This window comes from Roseitalea sp. MMSF_3546 (assembly GCF_030732865.1).
Classification (GTDB): Bacteria; Pseudomonadota; Alphaproteobacteria; order Rhizobiales; family Rhizobiaceae; genus Roseitalea.
The window spans coordinates 24,272-43,542 of sequence record NZ_JASHKB010000011.1 but is presented as its reverse complement, the minus strand read 5'-3'; the positions used below and the strand labels follow the sequence as shown (position 1 = coordinate 43,542).

The 19,271-nt window shown below is 67.9% G+C and carries 17 protein-coding genes; 8 read left to right on the top strand and 9 right to left on the bottom strand.

The window, feature by feature from the left end; genetic code table 11:
• Positions 1-10 precede the first annotated feature (10 nt).
• The 5 genes from RBB34_RS10645 to RBB34_RS10625 all read right to left on the bottom strand — a co-directional run bounded on the left by RBB34_RS10645 (position 11) and on the right by RBB34_RS10625 (position 2,451).
• Positions 11-472 (bottom strand): GNAT family N-acetyltransferase, encoded by a 462-nt coding sequence (locus RBB34_RS10645; protein WP_306119199.1) that lies wholly within the window; start codon positions 470-472, stop codon positions 11-13.
• Between the two features lie 11 nt (positions 473-483).
• Positions 484-741: a hypothetical protein gene (locus RBB34_RS10640; RefSeq protein ID WP_306119198.1), complete on the bottom strand. Its 258-nt coding sequence runs from the start codon at positions 739-741 to the stop codon at positions 484-486.
• Positions 738-1,322, bottom strand: a complete 585-nt coding sequence (locus tag RBB34_RS10635) for a DUF2953 domain-containing protein (protein WP_306119197.1) — start codon at positions 1,320-1,322, stop codon at positions 738-740. Before RBB34_RS10635 ends, RBB34_RS10640 begins: the two co-directional genes overlap by 4 nt.
• 350 nt (positions 1,323-1,672) lie before the next feature.
• Positions 1,673-2,035, bottom strand: a complete 363-nt coding sequence (locus RBB34_RS10630; protein ID WP_306119196.1) for a spore germination protein GerW family protein — start codon at positions 2,033-2,035, stop codon at positions 1,673-1,675.
• A 167-nt stretch (positions 2,036-2,202) separates the two neighbouring features.
• Positions 2,203-2,451, bottom strand: coding sequence for a hypothetical protein (locus RBB34_RS10625; RefSeq protein ID WP_306119195.1), 249 nt, complete (start codon positions 2,449-2,451; stop codon positions 2,203-2,205).
• A 352-nt stretch (positions 2,452-2,803) separates the two neighbouring features.
• Between RBB34_RS10625 and RBB34_RS10620 the strand changes: the two genes are divergently transcribed.
• Positions 2,804-4,240, top strand: a complete 1,437-nt coding sequence (locus tag RBB34_RS10620) for a helix-turn-helix domain-containing protein (RefSeq protein WP_306119194.1) — start codon at positions 2,804-2,806, stop codon at positions 4,238-4,240.
• Here RBB34_RS10620 and RBB34_RS10615 read toward each other — a convergent pair.
• Entirely contained in the window at positions 4,218-5,150 is a 933-nt protein-coding gene (locus RBB34_RS10615; protein WP_306119193.1) for a LysR family transcriptional regulator, read from the bottom strand. The two genes, RBB34_RS10620 and RBB34_RS10615, sit on opposite strands and share 23 nt — an antisense overlap.
• Positions 5,151-5,238: 88 nt before the next feature.
• On the opposite strand from RBB34_RS10615, the gene RBB34_RS10610 reads away from it, so the two are divergent.
• The 6 genes from RBB34_RS10610 to RBB34_RS10585 all read left to right on the top strand — a co-directional run bounded on the left by RBB34_RS10610 (position 5,239) and on the right by RBB34_RS10585 (position 11,169).
• Positions 5,239-5,475 (top strand): hypothetical protein, encoded by a 237-nt coding sequence (locus tag RBB34_RS10610; RefSeq protein WP_306119192.1) that lies wholly within the window; start codon positions 5,239-5,241, stop codon positions 5,473-5,475.
• A 27-nt stretch (positions 5,476-5,502) separates the two neighbouring features.
• On the top strand, positions 5,503-6,891 hold the full coding sequence (locus tag RBB34_RS10605; protein ID WP_306119191.1) for a glutamine synthetase family protein: 1,389 nt from the start codon (positions 5,503-5,505) through the stop codon (positions 6,889-6,891).
• 147 nt (positions 6,892-7,038) lie between these two features.
• Positions 7,039-8,118 (top strand): polyamine ABC transporter substrate-binding protein, encoded by a 1,080-nt coding sequence (locus RBB34_RS10600; protein WP_306119286.1) that lies wholly within the window; start codon positions 7,039-7,041, stop codon positions 8,116-8,118.
• Positions 8,119-8,282: 164 nt separating this feature from the next.
• Positions 8,283-9,422 (top strand): ABC transporter ATP-binding protein, encoded by a 1,140-nt coding sequence (locus RBB34_RS10595; protein ID WP_306119190.1) that lies wholly within the window; start codon positions 8,283-8,285, stop codon positions 9,420-9,422.
• A gap of 8 nt (positions 9,423-9,430) precedes the next feature.
• Positions 9,431-10,363, top strand: a complete 933-nt coding sequence (locus RBB34_RS10590) for an ABC transporter permease subunit (protein ID WP_306119189.1) — start codon at positions 9,431-9,433, stop codon at positions 10,361-10,363.
• Complete coding sequence (locus tag RBB34_RS10585; RefSeq protein ID WP_306119188.1) at positions 10,360-11,169, top strand: ABC transporter permease; 810 nt, start codon at positions 10,360-10,362, stop codon at positions 11,167-11,169. The genes RBB34_RS10590 and RBB34_RS10585 overlap by 4 nt, the downstream gene beginning before the upstream one ends.
• 6 nt (positions 11,170-11,175) lie before the next feature.
• Here the strand turns inward: RBB34_RS10585 and RBB34_RS10580 are convergent, their stop codons facing one another.
• Both RBB34_RS10580 and RBB34_RS10575 read right to left on the bottom strand, forming a co-directional pair.
• Entirely contained in the window at positions 11,176-11,418 is a 243-nt protein-coding gene (locus RBB34_RS10580; RefSeq protein WP_306119187.1) for a DUF6460 domain-containing protein, read from the bottom strand.
• 125 nt (positions 11,419-11,543) lie between these two features.
• Positions 11,544-13,343 carry an AsmA family protein gene (locus RBB34_RS10575; protein ID WP_306119186.1) on the bottom strand — a complete coding sequence of 600 codons (1,800 nt, stop codon included), beginning with the start codon at positions 13,341-13,343 and terminating at the stop codon, positions 11,544-11,546.
• A 197-nt stretch (positions 13,344-13,540) separates the two neighbouring features.
• On the opposite strand from RBB34_RS10575, the gene RBB34_RS10570 reads away from it, so the two are divergent.
• Positions 13,541-15,493, top strand: coding sequence for an acetoacetate--CoA ligase (locus RBB34_RS10570; RefSeq protein ID WP_306119185.1), 1,953 nt, complete (start codon positions 13,541-13,543; stop codon positions 15,491-15,493).
• Positions 15,494-15,705: 212 nt separating this feature from the next.
• On the opposite strand, the gene RBB34_RS10565 is transcribed toward RBB34_RS10570, so the two are convergent.
• On the bottom strand, positions 15,706-19,224 hold the full coding sequence (locus RBB34_RS10565; RefSeq protein ID WP_306119184.1) for an ATP-binding protein: 3,519 nt from the start codon (positions 19,222-19,224) through the stop codon (positions 15,706-15,708).
• Positions 19,225-19,271: the final 47 nt, after the last annotated feature.

Genomic DNA, 19,271 nt, shown 5'->3' with positions numbered 1-19,271 from the left:
CGGCGGGCCGTCAGTCGAGCACCTTGCGGAAATAAACCCGGTCGAAGCCGTCTTCGGTGCGCCGGCCGGTCCGAACGAAGCCAAGATGCGGATAAAGCGCAAGATTGGCGGTCATCGCCGCATTGGTGTAAAGTTCGATGGCGGCAAGGCCCTGCCGCCGCGCCAGCGTTTCGCAAAACCGCATCAACCGGCCGCCAAGTCCGGTGCCCTGGGCCGCGGGCCGGACCGCGATGTTCTCGATGAAGAGATGGTCGCCGCGCGCAAAGGCCACCACGAAGCCGGCGACCGAACCGTCGTCTGCTTCGGCGACATGGACGTGCCCGGCCTCGATCTGCGCGGCGAAATCGGCGAGCATCGGCGCGGGCTTGCGGCCAATGGCGGCGACGAAGGGGGCGTAGGCCTGCCGGGCGATGGCGGCGACCGCCGCCTCGTCGACAGGCGCGGCGCGGCGCACGGGGGCGCGGTCAGACAATGGGCGCCGGTTCACGGCATGCCCTCGGCCAGGCGCTCGAACCGTGCCCGCAGCCCGGCAAACCGGCGGTCGACATCGGCCAGCGCGATCGGCTTGCCATCGGTGTCGAAGGCGGTCGTGACACCGTTGTGGCGGATCAGGATCGCCAGCGGTCGCTTGGCGCCCCAGGCGAACACGCCGCCGGCGCGCTGGCTGCCGATGCTGCGCTCGACGATAGCGGCAATGCGCGCTGCGCCGATGGTCACCACAGGATCGAGCGCCGCCGTCATCGCCGAGGCCCGAACAGGATCCACACAAGGCGCAGGCCCGGTGGCACGAAGGTCAGCGGCACGAAGCCGATTTCGGCGAACAGCGCACCCGATGCGCGCGCGGCGGTGAAATCGGGGCGGATGGCGATCGAACCGGGCAGGCGGCCCGCCAGGACGCTGCTCAGCGCGTAGACCAGCGCGAAAAGCTGGCCGGTGAGCGCCGGATCGCCAAGGCCGAGATCGGCCTCGACCTCGAGCCGCCGGACCTGGATCGGGCGGACGAGATCGACGAGATGACGCGGGCGCAGTGCGATGACGCGCGGTGCCCGGCGCTTGCGGCGTCGCCTCGGCTTCGGCTTGCCGCCGGTCTGCGGCTCCGGCTCGGGCTCTGGCTTCCTGGGTGGCCTCTTCGGACGCCGTCGCGCCGTGTCGTGCACGGTAATGCGCGGCACCAGATCGCCGAGCAGGCCCAGCCGGACGCTGATCCGTGGCGGCGCGGTCTGCGCTGCCAGCGCGAGGCGCACCGGCGCGGCGAGGACCGCCAGCACCAGAACCACGATCACGATCACGGCCCACACGATGGTCCACAGGATCGCGGCCATCGTGCCGGCTCAGAACGTGCCGTGACGAGAATGGACCATCGCGCCGGGACGTTCCGGGTCAAATCCGGCAGTCTTCGGCCCGGACGGATCCAGATCCGCCCTTCGCCAGAGCCCTTGGCGTTGATCCGAACCTGCTCCGGCACGATGGTTTAATCTCGTCACGGGACGCTCTTCCGTGGCTGACGCTCTTAAGGGGCTTTCGAGTGTCAGCGCGCGAGGCTGCCTTGGCGTCCGAAATCCGCCCGGTCGGCTTCGCTCCTCCCTGAAGGCGCGCTGCATGTCTGTCGTCCTTGCTTCCAGACCGGCGAAGTTGGCTGCGACGAAGCCCGCGCGATGTTGCTCAGCGGACCCTAGTCCGTGTCGGACGCGGTGTCCTTGTCCTTGCCGCCGGCGCGATCCATGGCGCGCGAGGCGACATCGCCGAGCGCCTCGACAAGGCTGCGGGTCGCGCCATGCACCGCCTCGACGCGGGCACCGTCCTTGTCGAAGACGATCGCGCCGATCGGCTTGATGCCGCCGCCGCCACCCGAGCCGCCGCCCTGGCCGGCCTTCTGGTCACTGCCGCCGCCGGCACCGAAGGCGAAACCATAGCTGACCATCGGGATGATCGTCGCGCCGTCCTTTTCGATCGGTGCGCCCAGGACGTTCTTGGCGCTGAGGAGCCGGTCGAGTTCCTCGACCGTGTTCTTGAGCAGTCGTTCTACGTCGTCCATGGGTTTTCTCCATCGGGTGAAACGAAGACCACCCGATGACAAAGCGCACATGCCGATGGCTCACGCATTGACCTGAATCAGGTCGCATGCATCTCGGCCGCTTGGCCCCGCCATGTGCCGGCGGCACGAAGGCCAGGAATGGCGGCGCCGGAGGGTCGCGGTCGCCTTCAGCTCTCGCGCGTGACAATCACCGGGATGAGCAGATCGCCCCAGTTGCCATCGCCGCCGTGATGGCGGGCCGAGCGGACCAGTTCCACCGACACGCCTGCCTCCACCGCCTTCATCACCGACTGGTTCAGGCGATGCAGGTCGTTGGCCAGCATGCGGATCGCCGCCTGCTGGTCGGCGCCCATGGTCGAGGACTGCTCTTCGGCGCGCTCCTTGACATGGGTCTTGGGACGTTCGTGGCTCGACATGTGCTCGTGCTCCGTGGCGATGTCTGGTTTCGGCCTTTATGGACGGGACGGCCGCGCAAAGTCCACCGCCCCTTTCGGTCATGCCCTGCCCCGGACGCTCACCGCGCTCGTCCTGCAGTGCTGTCAACATCGGCTGGCGTCCGATATCCGGCCCGGATTGACAACGTCCATACAGGTCACGACCGAAACCGACATATATCCCGCATTTGCCTGAAAGCACGCGATTTTTTGCAGTGCAGCGCCAGATTCACGTGGCCTGGTCGACGCTGTGACCTCGCGCTTATGTAAAGCTGTAAAGATTGTCAAAGCCCCGATTTCGTGTTTACTGACCGCACACGGGAAGGGCGCCGCCATGGCCGACCAGAAGATCTTCGCCGGAGCGCGCATCCGGCGAATCCGCACCCAGCGCGGGCTCACCCAGACGGCGATGGCCGCCGATCTGGGCATTTCGCCCAGCTATCTCAACCTGATCGAGCGCAACCAAAGACCTTTGACCGTGCAGCTGCTCCTGAAGCTCGCTTCGGTCTACAAGGTCGATGTGAACGAATTGCAGGGCGCGGGCGAATCGCTTTTGCCGCAGCTCAAGGAGATGTTCGCCGACCCGCTGCTCGCCGGCGAACTGCCGGGCGACCAGGAACTGGTCGAGATCACCGAGGGCGCGCCGAACGTCTCGAGCGCGCTCGTCAAGCTCTACCGGGCCTATCGCGAGGGGCAGCAGCGGCTGAGCGACCTTTCCGACATGCTGGCGCGCGAGGGGCACGAGACGCGCCTTGCCGCCGCGCGCCTGCCGGCCGACGAGGTGCGCGACACGCTGGAAAAGCGCCCCAACCATTTCGCCCGACTCGAGGAGGAGGCCGAGAGCTTCATCAAGCTGTTGTCGCCGGGCGACGATCTGTCCGGTGCGCTCAAGGACTGGCTGCGCGCCGACCACGGCATTTCGGTCAAGGTGCTTCCCGTGCAGGCCATGCCGAACTGGCGCCGGCGCTATGACCGGCACTCGAACCGGCTGTTCATCTCCGAGCGCCTGTCGCCGTTCGACCAGCTGCGCGAGGTCGCCATGGAGGCGGCGCTCATCCGCATGCAGGTGGCGATCACCGCCGAGATCGAGGACCTGGCGCTTTCATCGAACGAAGCCCGGCGCATCGCGCGGTTCGAGATGGCGCGCTATGCGGCGCATGCGCTGATCATGCCCTATGCGCGCTTCCTCGAAGTCGCCATGCGCGAGCGCTACGACATCGACGTGCTCAAGTCGCGTTTCGGCGTCTCCTTCGAGCAGGCGGCGAACCGGCTGACCATGCTGCAGCGGCGCGGGGCGGCAGGCGTGCCGTTCTTCATGGCCGAGATCGACCAGGCCGGTAACCGTTTCCGGCGGGCCGGCGCGCGCGGCTACCCGCAGGCGCGGTTCGGCGGCTCGTGCCCCAAGCTGCCCGTGCACGAGGCGTTCTCGACGCCCGGGCACATTCTGGTCGAGGCCGTGCAGATGCCCGACGGCGTCGAATTCCTGGTCATCGCGCGCACGCTGGAAGGCCCGCAAGGGGCCTTCCACGAACGGCCGCGCCGCACGGCGATCCTGCTGGGCTGCGAAATCGCCCATCGCAACGACATCGTCTATGGCACGATGCTGCGTCCGCTGGCCGGTGCCGAGGGCCGCGTGCACACCCTGCCGGTGGGGCCGGCCTGCCGGGTGTGCGAACGCGCCGGCTGCCTGGCGCGGGCCGAACCGCCGATCACGAGGCCGCTCGGACTCGACGACATGACAACCGGGCTCAGCGCGTTCGATTTCGTGTAGCGGGCATTGGTGCGGACGCCGCCGGCTCGGCCGATGCCGCCGGCGCGAAGGGCCGCTCGCCGCGATAGAGCGCGGCATTGGCCTCGACCAGCGCGGTGATCCGGCGGATCACGGTGCGCACCTCGGGCCGGTGGCGATCGTCGGCATGGGCGACGATGTACTGCGCCTGGTCCATTTCGGCGATCACCGGGCCGGCACGCACGAGCTGCGGGTCGCGGTCTCCGGCCATGCAGGGCAGAACGCCCTGCCCGGCCCCGGCGCGGATCAGGTCGCGCAGCGTCCTGAGCGTGTTCGACCACACGACGACGCGCATGTCCGGCTGGTCGAGCACCCAGCGGGCCGATGACGTCAGCGCCTCGTCGCGGCCGACCGCCACCCAGTCGAGCGGTTCGTCGGCGGGCAGGTGGCGGGCGCGATAGGGGGCGAAAGCGACGTCGGCGAGCTTGCGCCCGGCCAGATTGCCGCTTTCGGGCATGGCATTGCGCAGACCGATCTCGGCCTCGCGGTGGGCCAGGTCGAGACGGGCTTCGGTGGTCTTGAAGCACAGGTGGAAATCGTCCCCGGGCCGCCAGAGCGCATGGATGTTGGCGGCCAGGAAACTGGCCGTCCAGGTGCCGGCCGAAACGCGCACGCCGGGCCTCTGGCTCGATGTGCGCGACCAATCGGCGATCGGCCGCATGCTGGCGTCCATGGCCAGGGCCTTTTCCATCAGGGCGCGGCCGTCGGAGGTCAGGGCGTAGCCGGTCTGCGAGCGCACGAAGAGCGACCGGCCGATGCACTGCTCGAGCGCGGTCACGCGGCGGCCGACCGTTGCCGGGCTCAGGCCGGTGGTGGCGGCGGCCGCCGACAATCCGCCGCCCTGCGCCACACGCAGGAAGATGCGCACGTCATCCCAGTTCAGGTCTTTCACGTGCGAAAAGCTCCTTTCGATTCCGGCCCGTAGGACGGGCACGTTCAGCCTAATATGTTGCAGGCATGAAAAACAACGGGAGATTTTCATGTCTCAGATCATGCCACCGCCCATCTTCCAAAAGCCGCCCTCATGGGACGATTGCCGCTGCGCGAAGGCACAGGACCGCTTCTATGAGGAGCACGGCCTGGCGTTCGGCACCGGGTTCGCCGAAGCCATGGACGAAGCAAGCCGCATCGCGGCGCGGCTGCGCGGGCTCGCCGGGCGTCTGGCCACGCCGCGCCGGCGGCGATTGACAAAGCCCTCGCAAAGGCCTTCTTGTTGATCGCCCGAACAACAGGACACGCACAGATTGCTGCACACGCCGCAAGCGCCCGGCGAAGCCCCGGAACGTCACGACAGGCCGGCCAAGCGCGCCGAATACGAGGCTTTCATGGCCGCCCATCCGGGCCTTGCCGCGGTCGAACTCCTGATCGTCGACCCGAACGGCGTGCTGCGCGGCAAGTGGGCGCCGGCCGATGCGCTCGGCAAGGCCTATGCCGAGGGCGTCAACTTTCCGCTGTCGATCCACGGGCTCGACGTGTGGGGGCGCGAGGTGCCGGCGACCGGCCTTCACATCGAATCGGGCGACCGGGACGGCTTCTTTTGCGCCGTGCCCGGTTCGCTGGCGCCGGTGCCCTGGGCCGAGCGCGACACGGCGCAGGTGCTGCTGCGCACCTTCGATGCCGCCGGCCGGCCGTTCGCCGGCGACGCGCGCAACGCGCTCGTTCGCAGTGTCGAGCGCCTGGCCGCCATGGGCCTTGCCGCCTCGGTCGCCTTCGAGCTCGAATTCTTTCTTGTCGAAACCGATCCGGACACGGGCGCGATCAGCCCGGTCGACGATGCGGCGGGGCCCGATCGCCAGCTCATGTACGGCGTCGACCCGCTGCACGAACGGGCGGCGCTGATCGACGACATCCGCGCCTTTGCCGACGCGCAGGGCCTTCCGATCGACACGATCGTCAAGGAGGCCGCGCCCGGCCAGTTCGAGGTCAATCTCCGGCACCGTGCCGATGCCCTGGCGGCCGCCGACGACGTGATCAGGCTGCGCCGGCTGGTGGCGGCGGCGGCGCGGCGGCACGGGCTGACCGCCAGCTTCATGGCCAAGCCGTTCATCGAGGCGGCGGGCAACGGCATGCATGTGCATGTCTCGCTGCTCGACCAGAACGGCGCGAACGTCTTCGCCGACCCGGCCGAGGGCGAGGCGCGGCTGCGCGGCGCGGTGGCCGAACTGCTGTCGACCATGGAGGAGGCACTGATCGTCTTCATCAACACATGGAACGGCTTTCGCCGCCTGCAGCCGGGCTCGTATGCGCCCACGCGGGCGGTCTGGGGCGAGAACAACCGGTCGGTCGCGCTGCGCATACCGGCCTGTGGGCCGGCCAACCGACGCATCGAGCACCGCATTGCCGGCGCCGATGCCAATCCCTATCTCGTTCTGGCCGCGATACTGGCGGCGATGGCCGAGGGCCTGCAAGCACGACGCCCGCCACCGCCGCCGGTCGAGGGCAATGCCTATGACGATGACGGCGCGCGGCTTCCGGCCGACATGGCGGTGGCGCTCGACGCCTTCCGGTCGAGCGCCTTCGTGCGCCGCGCGCTCGGCGCCGAACTCGCCGCCATTGTCGGCCATGTCAAGGATGCCGAAATCGCCGCGTTCCGCCGCGAGATCTCGCCGCTCGAACGCGCGAGCTATCTGTGACCGGCCGCGATGTTCGGGGCGCAAAAGCCGCTTGTGCAGCGCGGTGAAGACCAATAGGTTTCGGCCAATGGCGGGCGCCGGTCGGCGCCGCGCCCCGCACACGAACACCAATCCGGGAGAGCTTCTCGCATGCGTTTGACATCCCTCATGGTTACCACGGCGCTCGCCGCGTTCGCACTGACCGGCGCCGCAAAGGCGCAGGATCGCGTGGTCAAGATCTTCAACTGGTCGGACTATATCGACGAGGCGATCCTGGAAGACTTCACCGAGGAAACGGGCATCGAGGTCGTCTACGACGTGTTCGATTCCAACGAGATCCTCGAAACGCGCCTGCTCGCCGGCTCGACCGGCTACGACATCGTCGTGCCCACCGGCACGTTCATGGCCAACCAGATCAAGGCCGGCGTGTTCCAGCCGCTCGACAAGGATGCCCTGCCCAATCTTTCGAACATGGACCCGGTGATCATGGAGCGGCTCGAACTCTACGATCCGGGCAATGAATATGCGATCAACTACATGTGGGGCACGACCGGCATCGGCATCAATGTCGACATGGTGCGCGAGCGCCTCGGCGAGGACGCCGATCTGAACAGCTGGGATCTGGTGTTCGATCCGGAAGTGGCCGGCAAGCTCGAGGATTGCGGCATCTACCATCTGAACGCGCCCGCCGAGATGATCCCCGCCGCGCTCAACCATGCCGGCATGGACCCGGACGCACGCGACGCCGACAGCCTGGCCAAGGCCGCCGAGGTGTACGAGCCGATCCGGCCGCTGGTGCGCAAGTTCCACTCGTCCGAATACATCAACGCGCTCGCCAATGGCGACATCTGCCTGGCCGTCGGCTGGTCGGGCGATGTCCTGCAGGCCCGCGACCGTGCCGCCGAGGCCGATTCCGGCGTCACCGTCGACTACATCATCCCCAAGGAAGGCGCGTTGATGTGGTTCGACAACATGGCCATTCCGGCCGACGCGGAAAATGTCGAGGAAGCGCACGAATTCCTCAACTACATCATGCGGCCCGAGGTCATGGCCCGCGCCTCGAACTATGTCTACTACGCCAATGGCAACAAGGCCTCGCAGGAATATCTCAACGAGGACGTCATCGGCGATCCGGCGATCTATCCCAGCGACGAGACGCTCGAGCGGCTCTATACCGTCACGCCCTATACCCAGCGCGAACAGCGCATGGTGACCCGGACCTGGACCAAGATCACCACGGGCCAGTAGGGGGAAGCGGCCTTGTCGGGCGCGTTGCCGCCGTCCCGGGACATGTTCCCGGGATCGCGCGCCCCCGTCCGCGCCGGGGACCAGGCGACAGGCGCGACACAAGCGCGCGCAGGTCGGGCCCGGACTGGCAGGATGCGTCGACGTCCCGGCCAACGGTCGCGTCGATGAAATCGCTGGGCAATGTGCGGCGGTCGTTCGCGCCATGGGCCGATTCGTCGGCGCGGCCCTATATCGCGTTCGAGAACGTGACCAAGCGTTTCGACGATTTCACCGCGGTCGACGACCTGACGCTGCACGTCTTCGAGCGCGAGTTCTTTTCCCTGCTCGGTCCGTCGGGCTGCGGCAAGACGACGCTCTTGCGCATGCTGGCGGGCTTCGAGGAGCCGACCGCCGGCGATATCTTCCTTGACGGCCAGCCGCTGAAGAACGTGCCGCCGCACCGGCGGCCGGTGAACATGATGTTCCAGTCCTACGCCCTGTTTCCGCATCTGACGGTGGCCGACAATGTCGCCTTCGGCCTGAAGCAGGAGGGCATGGCCAGGGGCGAGATCGCCGAACGTGTCGGCCGGATGCTCAAGCTGGTGCGGCTCGAGCAGTTCGCAAGCCGCAAGCCGCACCAGCTTTCGGGCGGCCAGCGCCAGCGGGTCGCGCTGGCACGGTCGATCGCCAAGCGCCCCAAGCTGCTGCTGCTGGACGAACCGCTCGGCGCGCTCGACAAGAAGCTGCGCGAGCAGACCCAGTTCGAACTGATGGACCTGCAGGAAGAGCTCGGCCTGACCTTCATGATCGTCACCCACGACCAGGAGGAGGCGATGACCATGTCGGACCGCATCGCGGTTATGGATGCAGGCGTGGTCAGGCAGGTCGGCACGCCGGCGGAGATCTACGAGGCGCCCAGTTCGCGCTATGTCGCCGACTTCATCGGCAATGTGAACACCTTCGAGGGGCGGGTCACCGCGATCGAGAACGGGATGGCAGACATGGCGGCAAGCGACGGCTTTGCCATCCGCACCCACGCCGGCGCACATGGCAGAAGCGGCGCGCATGCCTATTTCGCCATCAGGCCCGAAAAGATCGAGGTGACGCGGCAAAGGCCGGATCAGGAGCACAACGCCGTCGAGGGCGAGGTGTGGGACATCGCCTATCTGGGCGGGCTGACCGTGTTCAACGTCAAGCTCGACTCCGGCACGATCGTCAAGGCGACCGTGCTGAACACCGAACGCGGGGTCGAGGATCCGATCGGCTACGAGGAGCGGGTCTGGCTGTCGTTCACGCCCGATTGCGGTCTCTTGCTGGAGAATTGAGCGCGGCGATGGCGCAACCGGAGCAGGCAAACAGGACCGGCGGCAGCGAAGCGTTCCGGCGCATCGCCATCGTCGTGCCCTATCTGTGGCTGCTGGCGCTGTTCCTGCTGCCCTTCCTGATCGTGTTCCGCATCTCGCTGTCCGAACCGGTGCTGGCGATGCCGCCCTATGCGCCGCAATTCGACTGGTCGGCGGGCTGGCAGGAATTCCTCGAGGCGCTGTCGCAGCTATCCCCGGCCAACTATCTGTGGCTCGCCGAGGACGCGCTCTATCGCAACGCCTATCTGTCGAGCCTGCGCATCGCGCTGATCTCGACGGCCCTGACGCTGCTGATCGGCTTTCCGCTGGCCTATGGCATGGCGCGGGCGCCCGAAAGGCTGCGCCCGATACTGTTGATGCTGGTGATCCTGCCGTTCTGGACGTCGTTTCTGATCCGGGTCTATGCGTGGATCGGCATCCTCAAGCCCGAGGGCCTGCTCAACCAGTTCCTGATGTGGATCGGCGTCATCGGCGAGCCGCTGACCATCCTGAACACCGACACGGCGGTCTATATCGGCATCGTCTATTCTTACCTGCCGTTCATGGTCCTGCCGATCTATGCCACGCTCGAGCGCATGGACCATTCACTCGTCGAGGCAGCGCTCGATCTGGGCTGCACGGCGTTCGGCGCGTTCTGGAAGGTGACGGCGCGGCTCGCCCTGCCCGGCATCGCGGCGGGGTGCCTGCTGGTCTTCATTCCGGCGGTGGGCGAATTCGTCATTCCCGATCTGCTCGGGGGAACCGAAACGCTGATGATCGGGCGCACGCTGTGGATCGAGTTCTTCGCCAACCGCGACTGGCCGGTCGCCTCGGCGGTGGCGATCCTGTTGCTGCTGCTGCTCGTCGTGCCGATCGTGCTGTTCCAGAACGCCCAGGCACGCGCCCAGGAGAAGGCCAAATGAGCGGCCGCTGGAGCTGGTTCAACATCACCTCGGTGGTGATCGGATTCGCCTTCCTTTACATCCCCATCGTGCTGCTGGTCATCTATTCGTTCAACGAATCCAGGCTGGTGACCGTCTGGGCGGGCTTTTCCACCAAGTGGTACGTGGAAATGCTCGGCAATGAGGGGCTGATGGACGCCGCCTGGGTGACGATCCGCGTCGCGCTCGCCGCGGCCACCGTCGCCACCGTGCTCGGTACGCTGGCGGCGATCGCGCTGGTGCGCCATACGCGCTTTTTCGGCCGCACGCTGTTCACCGGCATGGTCTATGCCCCGCTCGTCATGCCCGAGGTCATCACCGGTCTGTCGCTGCTGCTGCTGTTCGTGTCGATCGACATGGACCGCGGCTTCTGGACGGTGACGCTGGCGCATATCACCTTTTCGATGTGCTTCGTGGCGGTCGTCGTGCAGTCGCGGCTGGTCAGCTTCGACATGGCGCTGGAGGAGGCCGCACAGGACCTGGGCTGCACCCCGATGCAGGCCTTCGTGAAGGTCACGCTGCCGGTGATCTTCCCGGCGGTGCTGGCCGGCTGGATGCTGGCCTTCACCCTGTCGCTCGACGATCTGGTGATCGCCTCGTTCACGTCCGGGCCGGGGGCGACGACGCTGCCGATGAAGATCTACAGCCAGGTGCGGCTCGGCGTGACGCCGGAGATCAACGCCGTGTCGACCATCCTGATCGGGCTGGTGGCGATCGGCGTGATCACGGCGACCCTGGTCAACAAGCGGCGCATGGTCGCCGATGCCCGCGCCGCCGCGGCGCGCTGAGCGCAATCACCCGCGCGGCGGGCGCAACAGATAGGCCAGGCACCAGATCGGCACGATGATGATGGAGCCCAGGACCATGTTGGGCAGCGCCCATTCGAACGCCGCAATGGCCAGTTCGGCGACGCGCTCGGGCGTCAGCCCGGCCTGGGCGAGCAGTTCGGCGGCGGTGACGTCGAAATAGGAAAGCCCCGCCCCCAAGAGCATGGAAGCGGCGGCAATCTTGATGACGACGGACAGGACGTGAAACACCGATACCGACAACCAGGCCGCTGAAAACCGGCGCCATTGTCGCGGCAGAACGTAAAAATCGACTAAAAGCCCGCCAATGGCGTTTACCGCGCGTTGACCTTGCGCAGGCGGGCCGGCGGCCGCGATCAATCCCGGCGTTCAGGCGCCGATGTCACATGGGTGGCAAAGGGCCGGTTCCACGACCCGCCAATGAAAAAGCGCGTCGGCTCCTGCGGCCCCAGCCCCTCGCCCTGGGCCGGCGGCGCGGGCTGGGCAAAGGCGGTCAGGGCCAGGCTGCCGCCATGGGAGACGATGCCGCGCAGCATCACGTTGCCGTCGGGATAGCTCACCAGCGCATCGTCGAGCGAGACCACCCCGTCGCGGACCTCGCCATGGATCCTGGCGCTGGCAAAGCCGGGCGCCCGCGCCTGGGTGTCGAGCGAGAAGTAACGGGTCGTGCCGGTGCTGTTCATCAGTGTGTCGAGGCCAAGGCCGGGCATGACGCCGGCGGTCATCTCTATCGACACCTTGCCCTGGGCATTGCGCGCCATTTCGCGCCAACTGGCGATCGGCGCATTGACCGTGATCGAGAAATCGCCCAGGCCGCGCGGCAGGGCGCGCGGCAGCGCCATTGCCTGGTCGAGGCGGGCCGTGTCGACCTGCTGGCCCGAGACGATGACTTCGGCGCGCCCCGGATAGGGCTCGGTGGAAAGCTGCAGACGCGCCTGCGCGTGACCGCCATAGGCCTCGGCGTCGCCGATATCGAATATCGCCGAATCGCGCGTCACCTGGGCGGTGGCGGCAAGATTGGTCAGCGACAGTTCGCCAAAGCGCGCATTGGTCGCCGAAACCCGCAGGTCGGCGTCGGGGCGGGCGACGAAGCCCGGACCCACCGGCTTGTTGTCGCCGCCGCCATGAGGGATCTCGATGAAGGCGGACAGGAACGCGCCGATGTCGAGCGAGGCGAAATCGAGCGTGCCGGTGACCGAGGGCGACCTGCCGGGCGTCGGCAGGGCGATCTCGAGCACGCCGGTGCCGGCATTGCCATCGACGCTGATGTCGAGCGCCTCGAAACGCAGGCGCTGCTGCGCCAGGCGCATCGGGCCGGCAAGATCGACCGAGCCCAGTGCGCGGCTTGCCGGCAATTGCCGGTCGAGCACGGTCATCAGGCCGCGCATCGACGGCGTGGAGAATTCGATCGGTCCGTCGGCAAAGGGGCCACCGCCAAGGTTCGCGGCCCCGTCAAAGCGTAACTCGGCGATCTCCGAAACGATCGCGACGGTGGTCTTGGTCGGCTCGCCGAAGAAGAAATCGGCCGGCGACTGCGTGGCGAACTCGAGCGTGGCGGACGTGCCGCGCCAGATGCCCGAGGCGGACACCGAAAGCGGCGCGTCGATCCGCGGCCAGACGATGGACGCATCGATCGAGGTGAACGTCTCGAGCGTCTCGCCATCGTCGGCCAGAAGAGTGATCCGGCCGTGCTCGGTCACCACGGTGCCGAGACGGTCGCCGGCGTCTTCGCCATGCGCGTCGTCGCCGGGCTCGGCATGGCGGCGGGCGAACAGCCGGCCAATGCGGCCGGTCGACGAGCGCCAGTCGATGGCGCCCGTATCGGAGCGCACGAGCCGCACGTGCGGACGCACCAGGAGGAAGGAGGAAAAGCGCGGCCGCCCGCGCAACAGCGAGAAAAGTCCCACTTCCGCCTCGAGGCGCTCGGCGGACAGGATCGGCGCGTCGCCGCCATCGGGAGCGGCGATCGCGACATCGCTGAGCCGGGCGCGGGGCCGGGGAAAGACGGTGACCTCGGTGCGGCCACCCAGCGTCGCCGGCGTGCCGAAGAAGTTGCCCAGTTCGCGCTCGATCGCGGTCTGCACGGTCTCCGAGGAGACCAGCCAGGGAAGCAGCGCCCACGCCGTGCCCGCCGCGACCGCAAGCACGACAACCATCGCAGCAACAAGGCGCAACAACCGACCGACCATGAGGCCATCTACCACAAATATGCCGCACCGGAAGCCGTCGGCGCCCTTTCGGTGCGGCAAGCCTCGACAGATGCCAGGGGGCCCGACGTGCCGGGACCGCTTGCCGACCGGCGCATGATTGCCTACCAGACACAAGATCATGAAAATGAGGAGGGTTCGTGGTCATGGCAACTCCATTGTGGTCGCCCTCGGAGGCGATGGCCGAAGCGTCGGCCATGCGCGTGTTCATGCGCTTCATCGCCGAGCGCCATGACGTGCCGCTTTCCGGCTATGGCGACCTACATGCCTGGTCGATCGACAATCGCGCGGATTTCTGGTCGGCGGTGTGGGACGACAATGGCGTGATCGGGCACAAGGGCGAGCGCGTGGTCGAGAACGGCGATGCCATGCCGGGCGCACGCTTCTTCCCCGATGCCTCGCTGAACTTCGCCGAAAACCTGCTGCGCCGGTCCGGCGATGGCGATGCGATCGTGTTCACCGGCGAGGACAAGGTGACGCGCCGGCTGAGCTGGGACGACCTGCACGCCATGGTCTCGCGGCTCCAGCAGGTCATGCTGGCCAGCGGGGTGAAGGCCGGCGACCGCGTCGCCGCGATGATCGCGAACCTGCCCGAGGCCGTCGCCGGCATGCTGGCGGCCAGTTCGATCGGCGCGATCTGGTCCTCATGCTCCCCCGATTTCGGGCCAAGGGGCTTGCTCGACCGGTTCGGACAGATCGAGCCGGTCATGTTCATTGCCTGCGATGGCTACTGGTACAACGGCAAGCGCATCGCGATCGCGGACAAGCTGGCCGAAATCGTGCCGAACCTGCCCAGCGTCAGGCGCGTTCTGGTCGTCGACTATCTGGGCGAGGCGCAAGCGGTGGCCGACACTTTGCCCAATGCGAGCGCCTTTGCTGCGGCGCTCGGCGCGTTCGAGGCGCGGCCGGTCGACTTCGTCCGGCTGCCTTTCGACCACCCGCTCTATATCCTTTACTCATCGGGCACGACCGGCATTCCCAAGTGCATCGTGCATTCGGCCGGCGGCACGCTGCTCCAGCACATCAAGGAGCAGCGCTATCACTGCGGCATCGGCGCCGGCGATCGCGTGTTCTACTTTACGACCTGCGGCTGGATGATGTGGAACTGGCTGGTCTCGGCGCTGGCCTCACGGGCGACGCTGCTGCTGTTTGACGGTTCGCCCTTTGCCCCGGACGGCAACGTGCTGTTCGACCTGGCGGACCGCGAGAAGATGACGTTCTTCGGCACGTCGGCCAAATATGTCGACGCGGTGCGCAAGGCGGGTCTCGGGCCGATCGACACGCACGATCTGGCGAGCGTGCGGGTGATCGCCTCGACCGGCTCGCCGCTTTCGCCGGAATGCTTCGGCTTCGTCTATGAGGGCATCAAGGCGGATGTGCATCTGGCCTCGATCTCCGGCGGCACGGACATCGTGTCGTGCTTCGTGCTCGGCATTCCGGGCGAGCCGGTCCATTCGGGCGAGATACAGGGGCCGGGCCTGGGCATGGCGGTCGAGGTCTGGGACGAGGCGGGCCGGCCGGTGACCGGCAAAAAGGGCGAACTGGTGTGCACGCGGCCGTTTCCTTCCATGCCGATCGGATTCTGGAACGATCCGGACGGCGCCAAATACCGCGCGGCCTATTTCGAGCGCTTCGACAATGTGTGGTGCCATGGCGATTTCGCCGAGATCACCGAAAACGGCGGCATCGTCATCCATGGCCGTTCCGACGCCACGCTCAATCCGGGCGGCGTGCGCATCGGCACGGCCGAGATCTACAATCAGGTCGAACAGATGCCCGAGGTGCTCGAGGCGATCTGCATCGGCCAGCAATGGGACAGTGACGTGCGCGTGGTGCTGTTCGTGCGGCTGGCCGAGGGCGTGGCGTTCACCGACGATCTGGTCAGGGCGATCAAGACAAGGATCCGGCAGGGTGCCTCGCCGCGCCATGTGCCGGCCGTGGTGCTGCCGGTCGATGACATTCCGCGCACCAAGTCGGGCAAGATCGTCGAACTGGCCGTGCGCGAGGTGGTCCATGGCCGTCCGGTCAGGAACATCGAGGCACTGGCCAACCCCGAGGCGCTGACCCAGTTCGCCGACCGGCCTGAACTGGGCGCATGATGCGCGGCAGCGTTAACCACGGTTGCCTCGCCGGACGCGATCGACCTCGCGTTAACCACGGGCCGTAACGAACCGTTAAGGTGCGCGGCTTAATGTGCCGTTAACATCTTGTATGCCCCGTCCGACGGGCATTGGCGGCACACTCGTTCATACAGCAGTTCCCTTTGTCTGGCCGGTCCTTCGACCGGCCATTTCTTTGCGCCGGCGGCCGGTCAGCTCGCCAGCACGCGCGCGGGCGGGAAGATCACGTCGATGCGCGTTCCCTGGCCCGGCTGGGAGGTGATGACGAACTCGGCGCGGTTGGCCTCGACCAGTGCCTTGGTCAGCGGCAGGCCCAGCCCGGTTCCGTCGCCGCGCTTTTCGCCCACCGAAGCGACCTGCTGGAACGGCTTGAGCGCGCTTTCGAGCTCCTTTTCGCTCATGCCGATGCCGGTATCGCGAATGCGCATGACGACCGAACCGGCATCGGTGTAGCTCGTCGAGACGATCACCTGCCCGCCGGCATGGGTGAAGCGGATCGCGTTGGACAGAAGGTTCAGCACGATCTGCTTGACCGAGCGCAGATCGGCGACCACCGGCGGCACCGAGGCTTCCAGGCTCGAGCGCACGATGATCTGGTTGCGGTTGGCCTGGGGCTGGATCATCGCCACCGCCTCGGCGATCGCCTCGTTCAGGGCGACGCTCTCGAATTCGAGCTCCTGCTTGCCCGCCTCGATCTTGGAGATGTCGAGCAGGTCGTTGACCAGATCGAGCACATGGCGGCCGGAGCGGTTGATGTCGTCCAGATAGTCCTTGTAGCGGGCATTGCCGATCGGGCCGAATCGCTCCTCGCTCATCAGTTCGGAAAAGCCGATGATGGCATTGAGCGGGGTCCGGATCTCGTGGCTGATCTTGGCCAGGAACTCCGACTTGGTGTTCGATGCGGTCTCGGCCTGCCGGCGCGCCTCCTGCAACGCCTGTTCGGTCTGCTTCCAGGGCGTGATGTCGCGGATCACCGCGCAATAGCCGTTGGAGGCCGCGAGCCGGCCAACGGTCATGAACAGCGGCACGAAGCCGCCATTGCGCTCGCGCCCGAGCACCTCGCGGCCCTCGTTGAGCACGCTGGCCACGCCGTTGTTGGACAGCCCGTGCAAATAGTCCATCGCCGCGCGCTGGCTTTCATGGGCGAACAGATAGGAGAACGACTTGCCCTCGATCTCCTCGTCCGCATAGCCGAACAGCGCCGAGGCCGAACCGCTCAGCGAACGGATCGTGCCATCCTCGTTGATGACGATGACGCCGTCGCTGGCCGTGTCGAGAATGGCGCGCAGTTCGTTGACCTCGGCATCGCTGACCGCCGCGCGCGGCCGGTCGAACGGCTCCTGCCCGGACGCGGTGCCATCGGGCACGGCATCATCGGCATCGGCGACGTCCCGGTCGGCTGGCGGCTCGGCCACGTCGCGCGGCTCGAAGGCGAACATCATCGCGGTCGATCCCATCCACGGGACGATCTGCAAATGGGCACGGGCCGCAAAGGGCTCGCCATCGGCATCGACGAGCGCGACGGGCCGCTCCTCGGCCTCCTCGTCGTCCGCCTGCGGCGCGGCGCCGTCGAACAGCGCGTCGAGCCCGCGCGCATTGAGCGCGCCGACGTCGGCATCGCCGGTCATCGCTGCGAACGCATCATTGATGTAGAGCGCCTCCTCGCCGCGCACGACCAGCAGTGCCAGTGGCAGGGCGTCGAGCGTTTCGGGGCCGATTCCCGAAACGGCAGGCGCGGGCGTTTCCTCCCCGTCGCCTTCGCGATCGCCCTCCGGCTCCGCGAGCCGCGTCCGGTCGAGCTCCGCATCGTCGTCGACCGCCGTCTCAACGGTGCCGTCGGCCGTTTCGCCGTTGTCGGCGGGCGCGTGCGCCAACGGCTCGGCCGACGCTTCGTCGCCGGTCGCAGGCGCGGTCGGCAGGGGCCGCAATTCGGCGACCGTGTCGGCCGGGGCATCGCCCGTGTCGGCCGCCGGCACCTGCGCGGCGTCGCCGGCGCTGTCGCGCCGCCCGCCCAGCGCCTGGCCGATCTTGCGGAACGCTTCGGCCTCCTGGTTGCTCAGATGCGGCGGCACGGCGCCGTTGCGCCGTTCCTGAAGGTCGACGATGCGGTCGGTCTGGCGGCGCATGGGGTGGACCGGCGCCCTGGCCAGCACCGGCGGCTCGTCGGCCAGCGCCCCGGGCTCGTGCGACGGCTCGGCGGGCTCGGCCGTTTCCGCGGCGTCTGCGGCTTTTGCTGATTCTGCGGCGTCCGCGGTTGCTGCGGCTTCAGCGGCTCCGGCCTCGTCTGCCTCACCGGAAGCCTCGGCCTCGGCGGCCGGTTCATCGGCCTTCATCTGTGCGGCGCCCGGCGCGGTCAGCGTCAGACCCGTCTCCTCAGCGTCGACGACGGCATCGGCCATGCGCACGATGCCGAAGCCGCGATAGCCCTGAAAGACCCGCTCGCGGTCGTAATAGGGCAAGGCGGCCAGGTCGACGGGCACGCGCAGATCGGTGCCCTGGATCGGCCAGAGCACGCTCTTGCCCGACCAGGTGTCGCGACGGCTCAAGGCCGCCTTGATGTCGCCGGCCGGATCGAGATCGTAGGCGCGTGCGATGTCGTCGAAGCCGCGCCCGACGACATCGGCCGCCACCGGCCCGACGGCGCGCGCGAATTCCGGCGACATGTCCGTGAAGACGCCGTGGGCATCTGTCTTCCAGACGAAGCGAACCGGCCCGGAGGCGAAATCCTCGCGCGGGAACGCCTCGGCCAGCGGCGCCGGGCTGGCGCCGGCCACCTCCGCGCGCGCCCGATCCCCGGTCGTGCGGGACACGGCTTCATCGCCATCTTGCTGGACGTCGGGCTCGGCCATGTCTTCACCTTCTGCGGTTGGTCGTGTCGGACCGGGTTCGGCGGCACGCGGCGCGTCCGTGTCGGCCGTCGACGCCGGGCTCATCTCGCGCCAGGCCGGGCGGTCCGGCCGATCCGCCGGTTGCGGCCGGGGCCAGCCAAGCGCGCCGCGCGCGGCCGGCGCCTCGGCGCGGCCCGCCGGTTCGGCGACGGGCAGCGCAACCACCAGATAGCGCTCGGGCATATCGCCCAGCCGGCCGACGCCGACGGCCAGTTCGCCATCGTCGCTGCCGGCCTCGACGATCTTCTTGACCAGCCGGTCGTCCTCGCGGCGCGTCTGTTCGGCCAGCAGCGCAAGCGCGCGCTGGGAAAGGCCCAGTGCGCCAAACCGCGTGCCGGCGCGCAGCGCGCGGCCGGCGCCGTCGATGATCGCCGCACCGGCCTCGTCGTCGCCCTCAAGTCCGCCAAGCGCCAACGCCAGTCGCTCGTCCTCGGCAAGGGCGATGTCGCTGGCGGGCGCGGTGACGAGCGCATGGCTGCCGGCAACGGGCAGATCGATGGCGCGCACATGGGCCTTGATCAGCCGCGTCGTCATGCCCGTGGGCAGGCGCACCAGCGCCGTGCGCGGGCCCTCGCCGAGCGCGGACAGGACGGCCCGGACCTGACGCAGGCCGACTTCGGCGCCCGCTCCCGGCACGGCGTCGCCGGCACGCGTGCCGATCGCGCCGAGCCCGAACAGGCGCGCGGCGGCGCCATTGCCCCAGCGCACCGCGCCCGTCGGCCGGTCGAGCACAAGTGCGGCCTCGCCGGCCAGCATGGCCTCGCGCACGCCATCCTGCACGGCGATGTCGATGAAGGAGGTTTCCGTCCAGTGACGTGTCATGATCGCTTGGCTTTGCCCGTGCCTGGAAAGGTCCCGTCCACGGTAAT

Coding starts and splice junctions, on each gene's coding strand:
- RBB34_RS10630 (WP_306119196.1), bottom strand. CDS start 2,035: ATGGACGACGTAGAACGACTGCTCAAGAACACGGTCGAGGAACTCGAC.
- RBB34_RS10575 (WP_306119186.1), bottom strand. CDS start 13,343: ATGGTTGTCGTGCTTGCGGTCGCGGCGGGCACGGCGTGGGCGCTGCTT.
- RBB34_RS10620 (WP_306119194.1), top strand. CDS start 2,804: ATGGCCGACCAGAAGATCTTCGCCGGAGCGCGCATCCGGCGAATCCGC.
- RBB34_RS10590 (WP_306119189.1), top strand. CDS start 9,431: ATGGCGCAACCGGAGCAGGCAAACAGGACCGGCGGCAGCGAAGCGTTC.
- RBB34_RS10570 (WP_306119185.1), top strand. CDS start 13,541: ATGGCAACTCCATTGTGGTCGCCCTCGGAGGCGATGGCCGAAGCGTCG.
- RBB34_RS10635 (WP_306119197.1), bottom strand. CDS start 1,322: ATGGCCGCGATCCTGTGGACCATCGTGTGGGCCGTGATCGTGATCGTG.
- RBB34_RS10610 (WP_306119192.1), top strand. CDS start 5,239: ATGTCTCAGATCATGCCACCGCCCATCTTCCAAAAGCCGCCCTCATGG.
- RBB34_RS10625 (WP_306119195.1), bottom strand. CDS start 2,451: ATGTCGAGCCACGAACGTCCCAAGACCCATGTCAAGGAGCGCGCCGAA.
- RBB34_RS10585 (WP_306119188.1), top strand. CDS start 10,360: ATGAGCGGCCGCTGGAGCTGGTTCAACATCACCTCGGTGGTGATCGGA.
- RBB34_RS10600 (WP_306119286.1), top strand. CDS start 7,039: ATGGTTACCACGGCGCTCGCCGCGTTCGCACTGACCGGCGCCGCAAAG.
- RBB34_RS10640 (WP_306119198.1), bottom strand. CDS start 741: ATGACGGCGGCGCTCGATCCTGTGGTGACCATCGGCGCAGCGCGCATT.
- RBB34_RS10595 (WP_306119190.1), top strand. CDS start 8,283: ATGAAATCGCTGGGCAATGTGCGGCGGTCGTTCGCGCCATGGGCCGAT.
- RBB34_RS10565 (WP_306119184.1), bottom strand. CDS start 19,224: ATGACACGTCACTGGACGGAAACCTCCTTCATCGACATCGCCGTGCAG.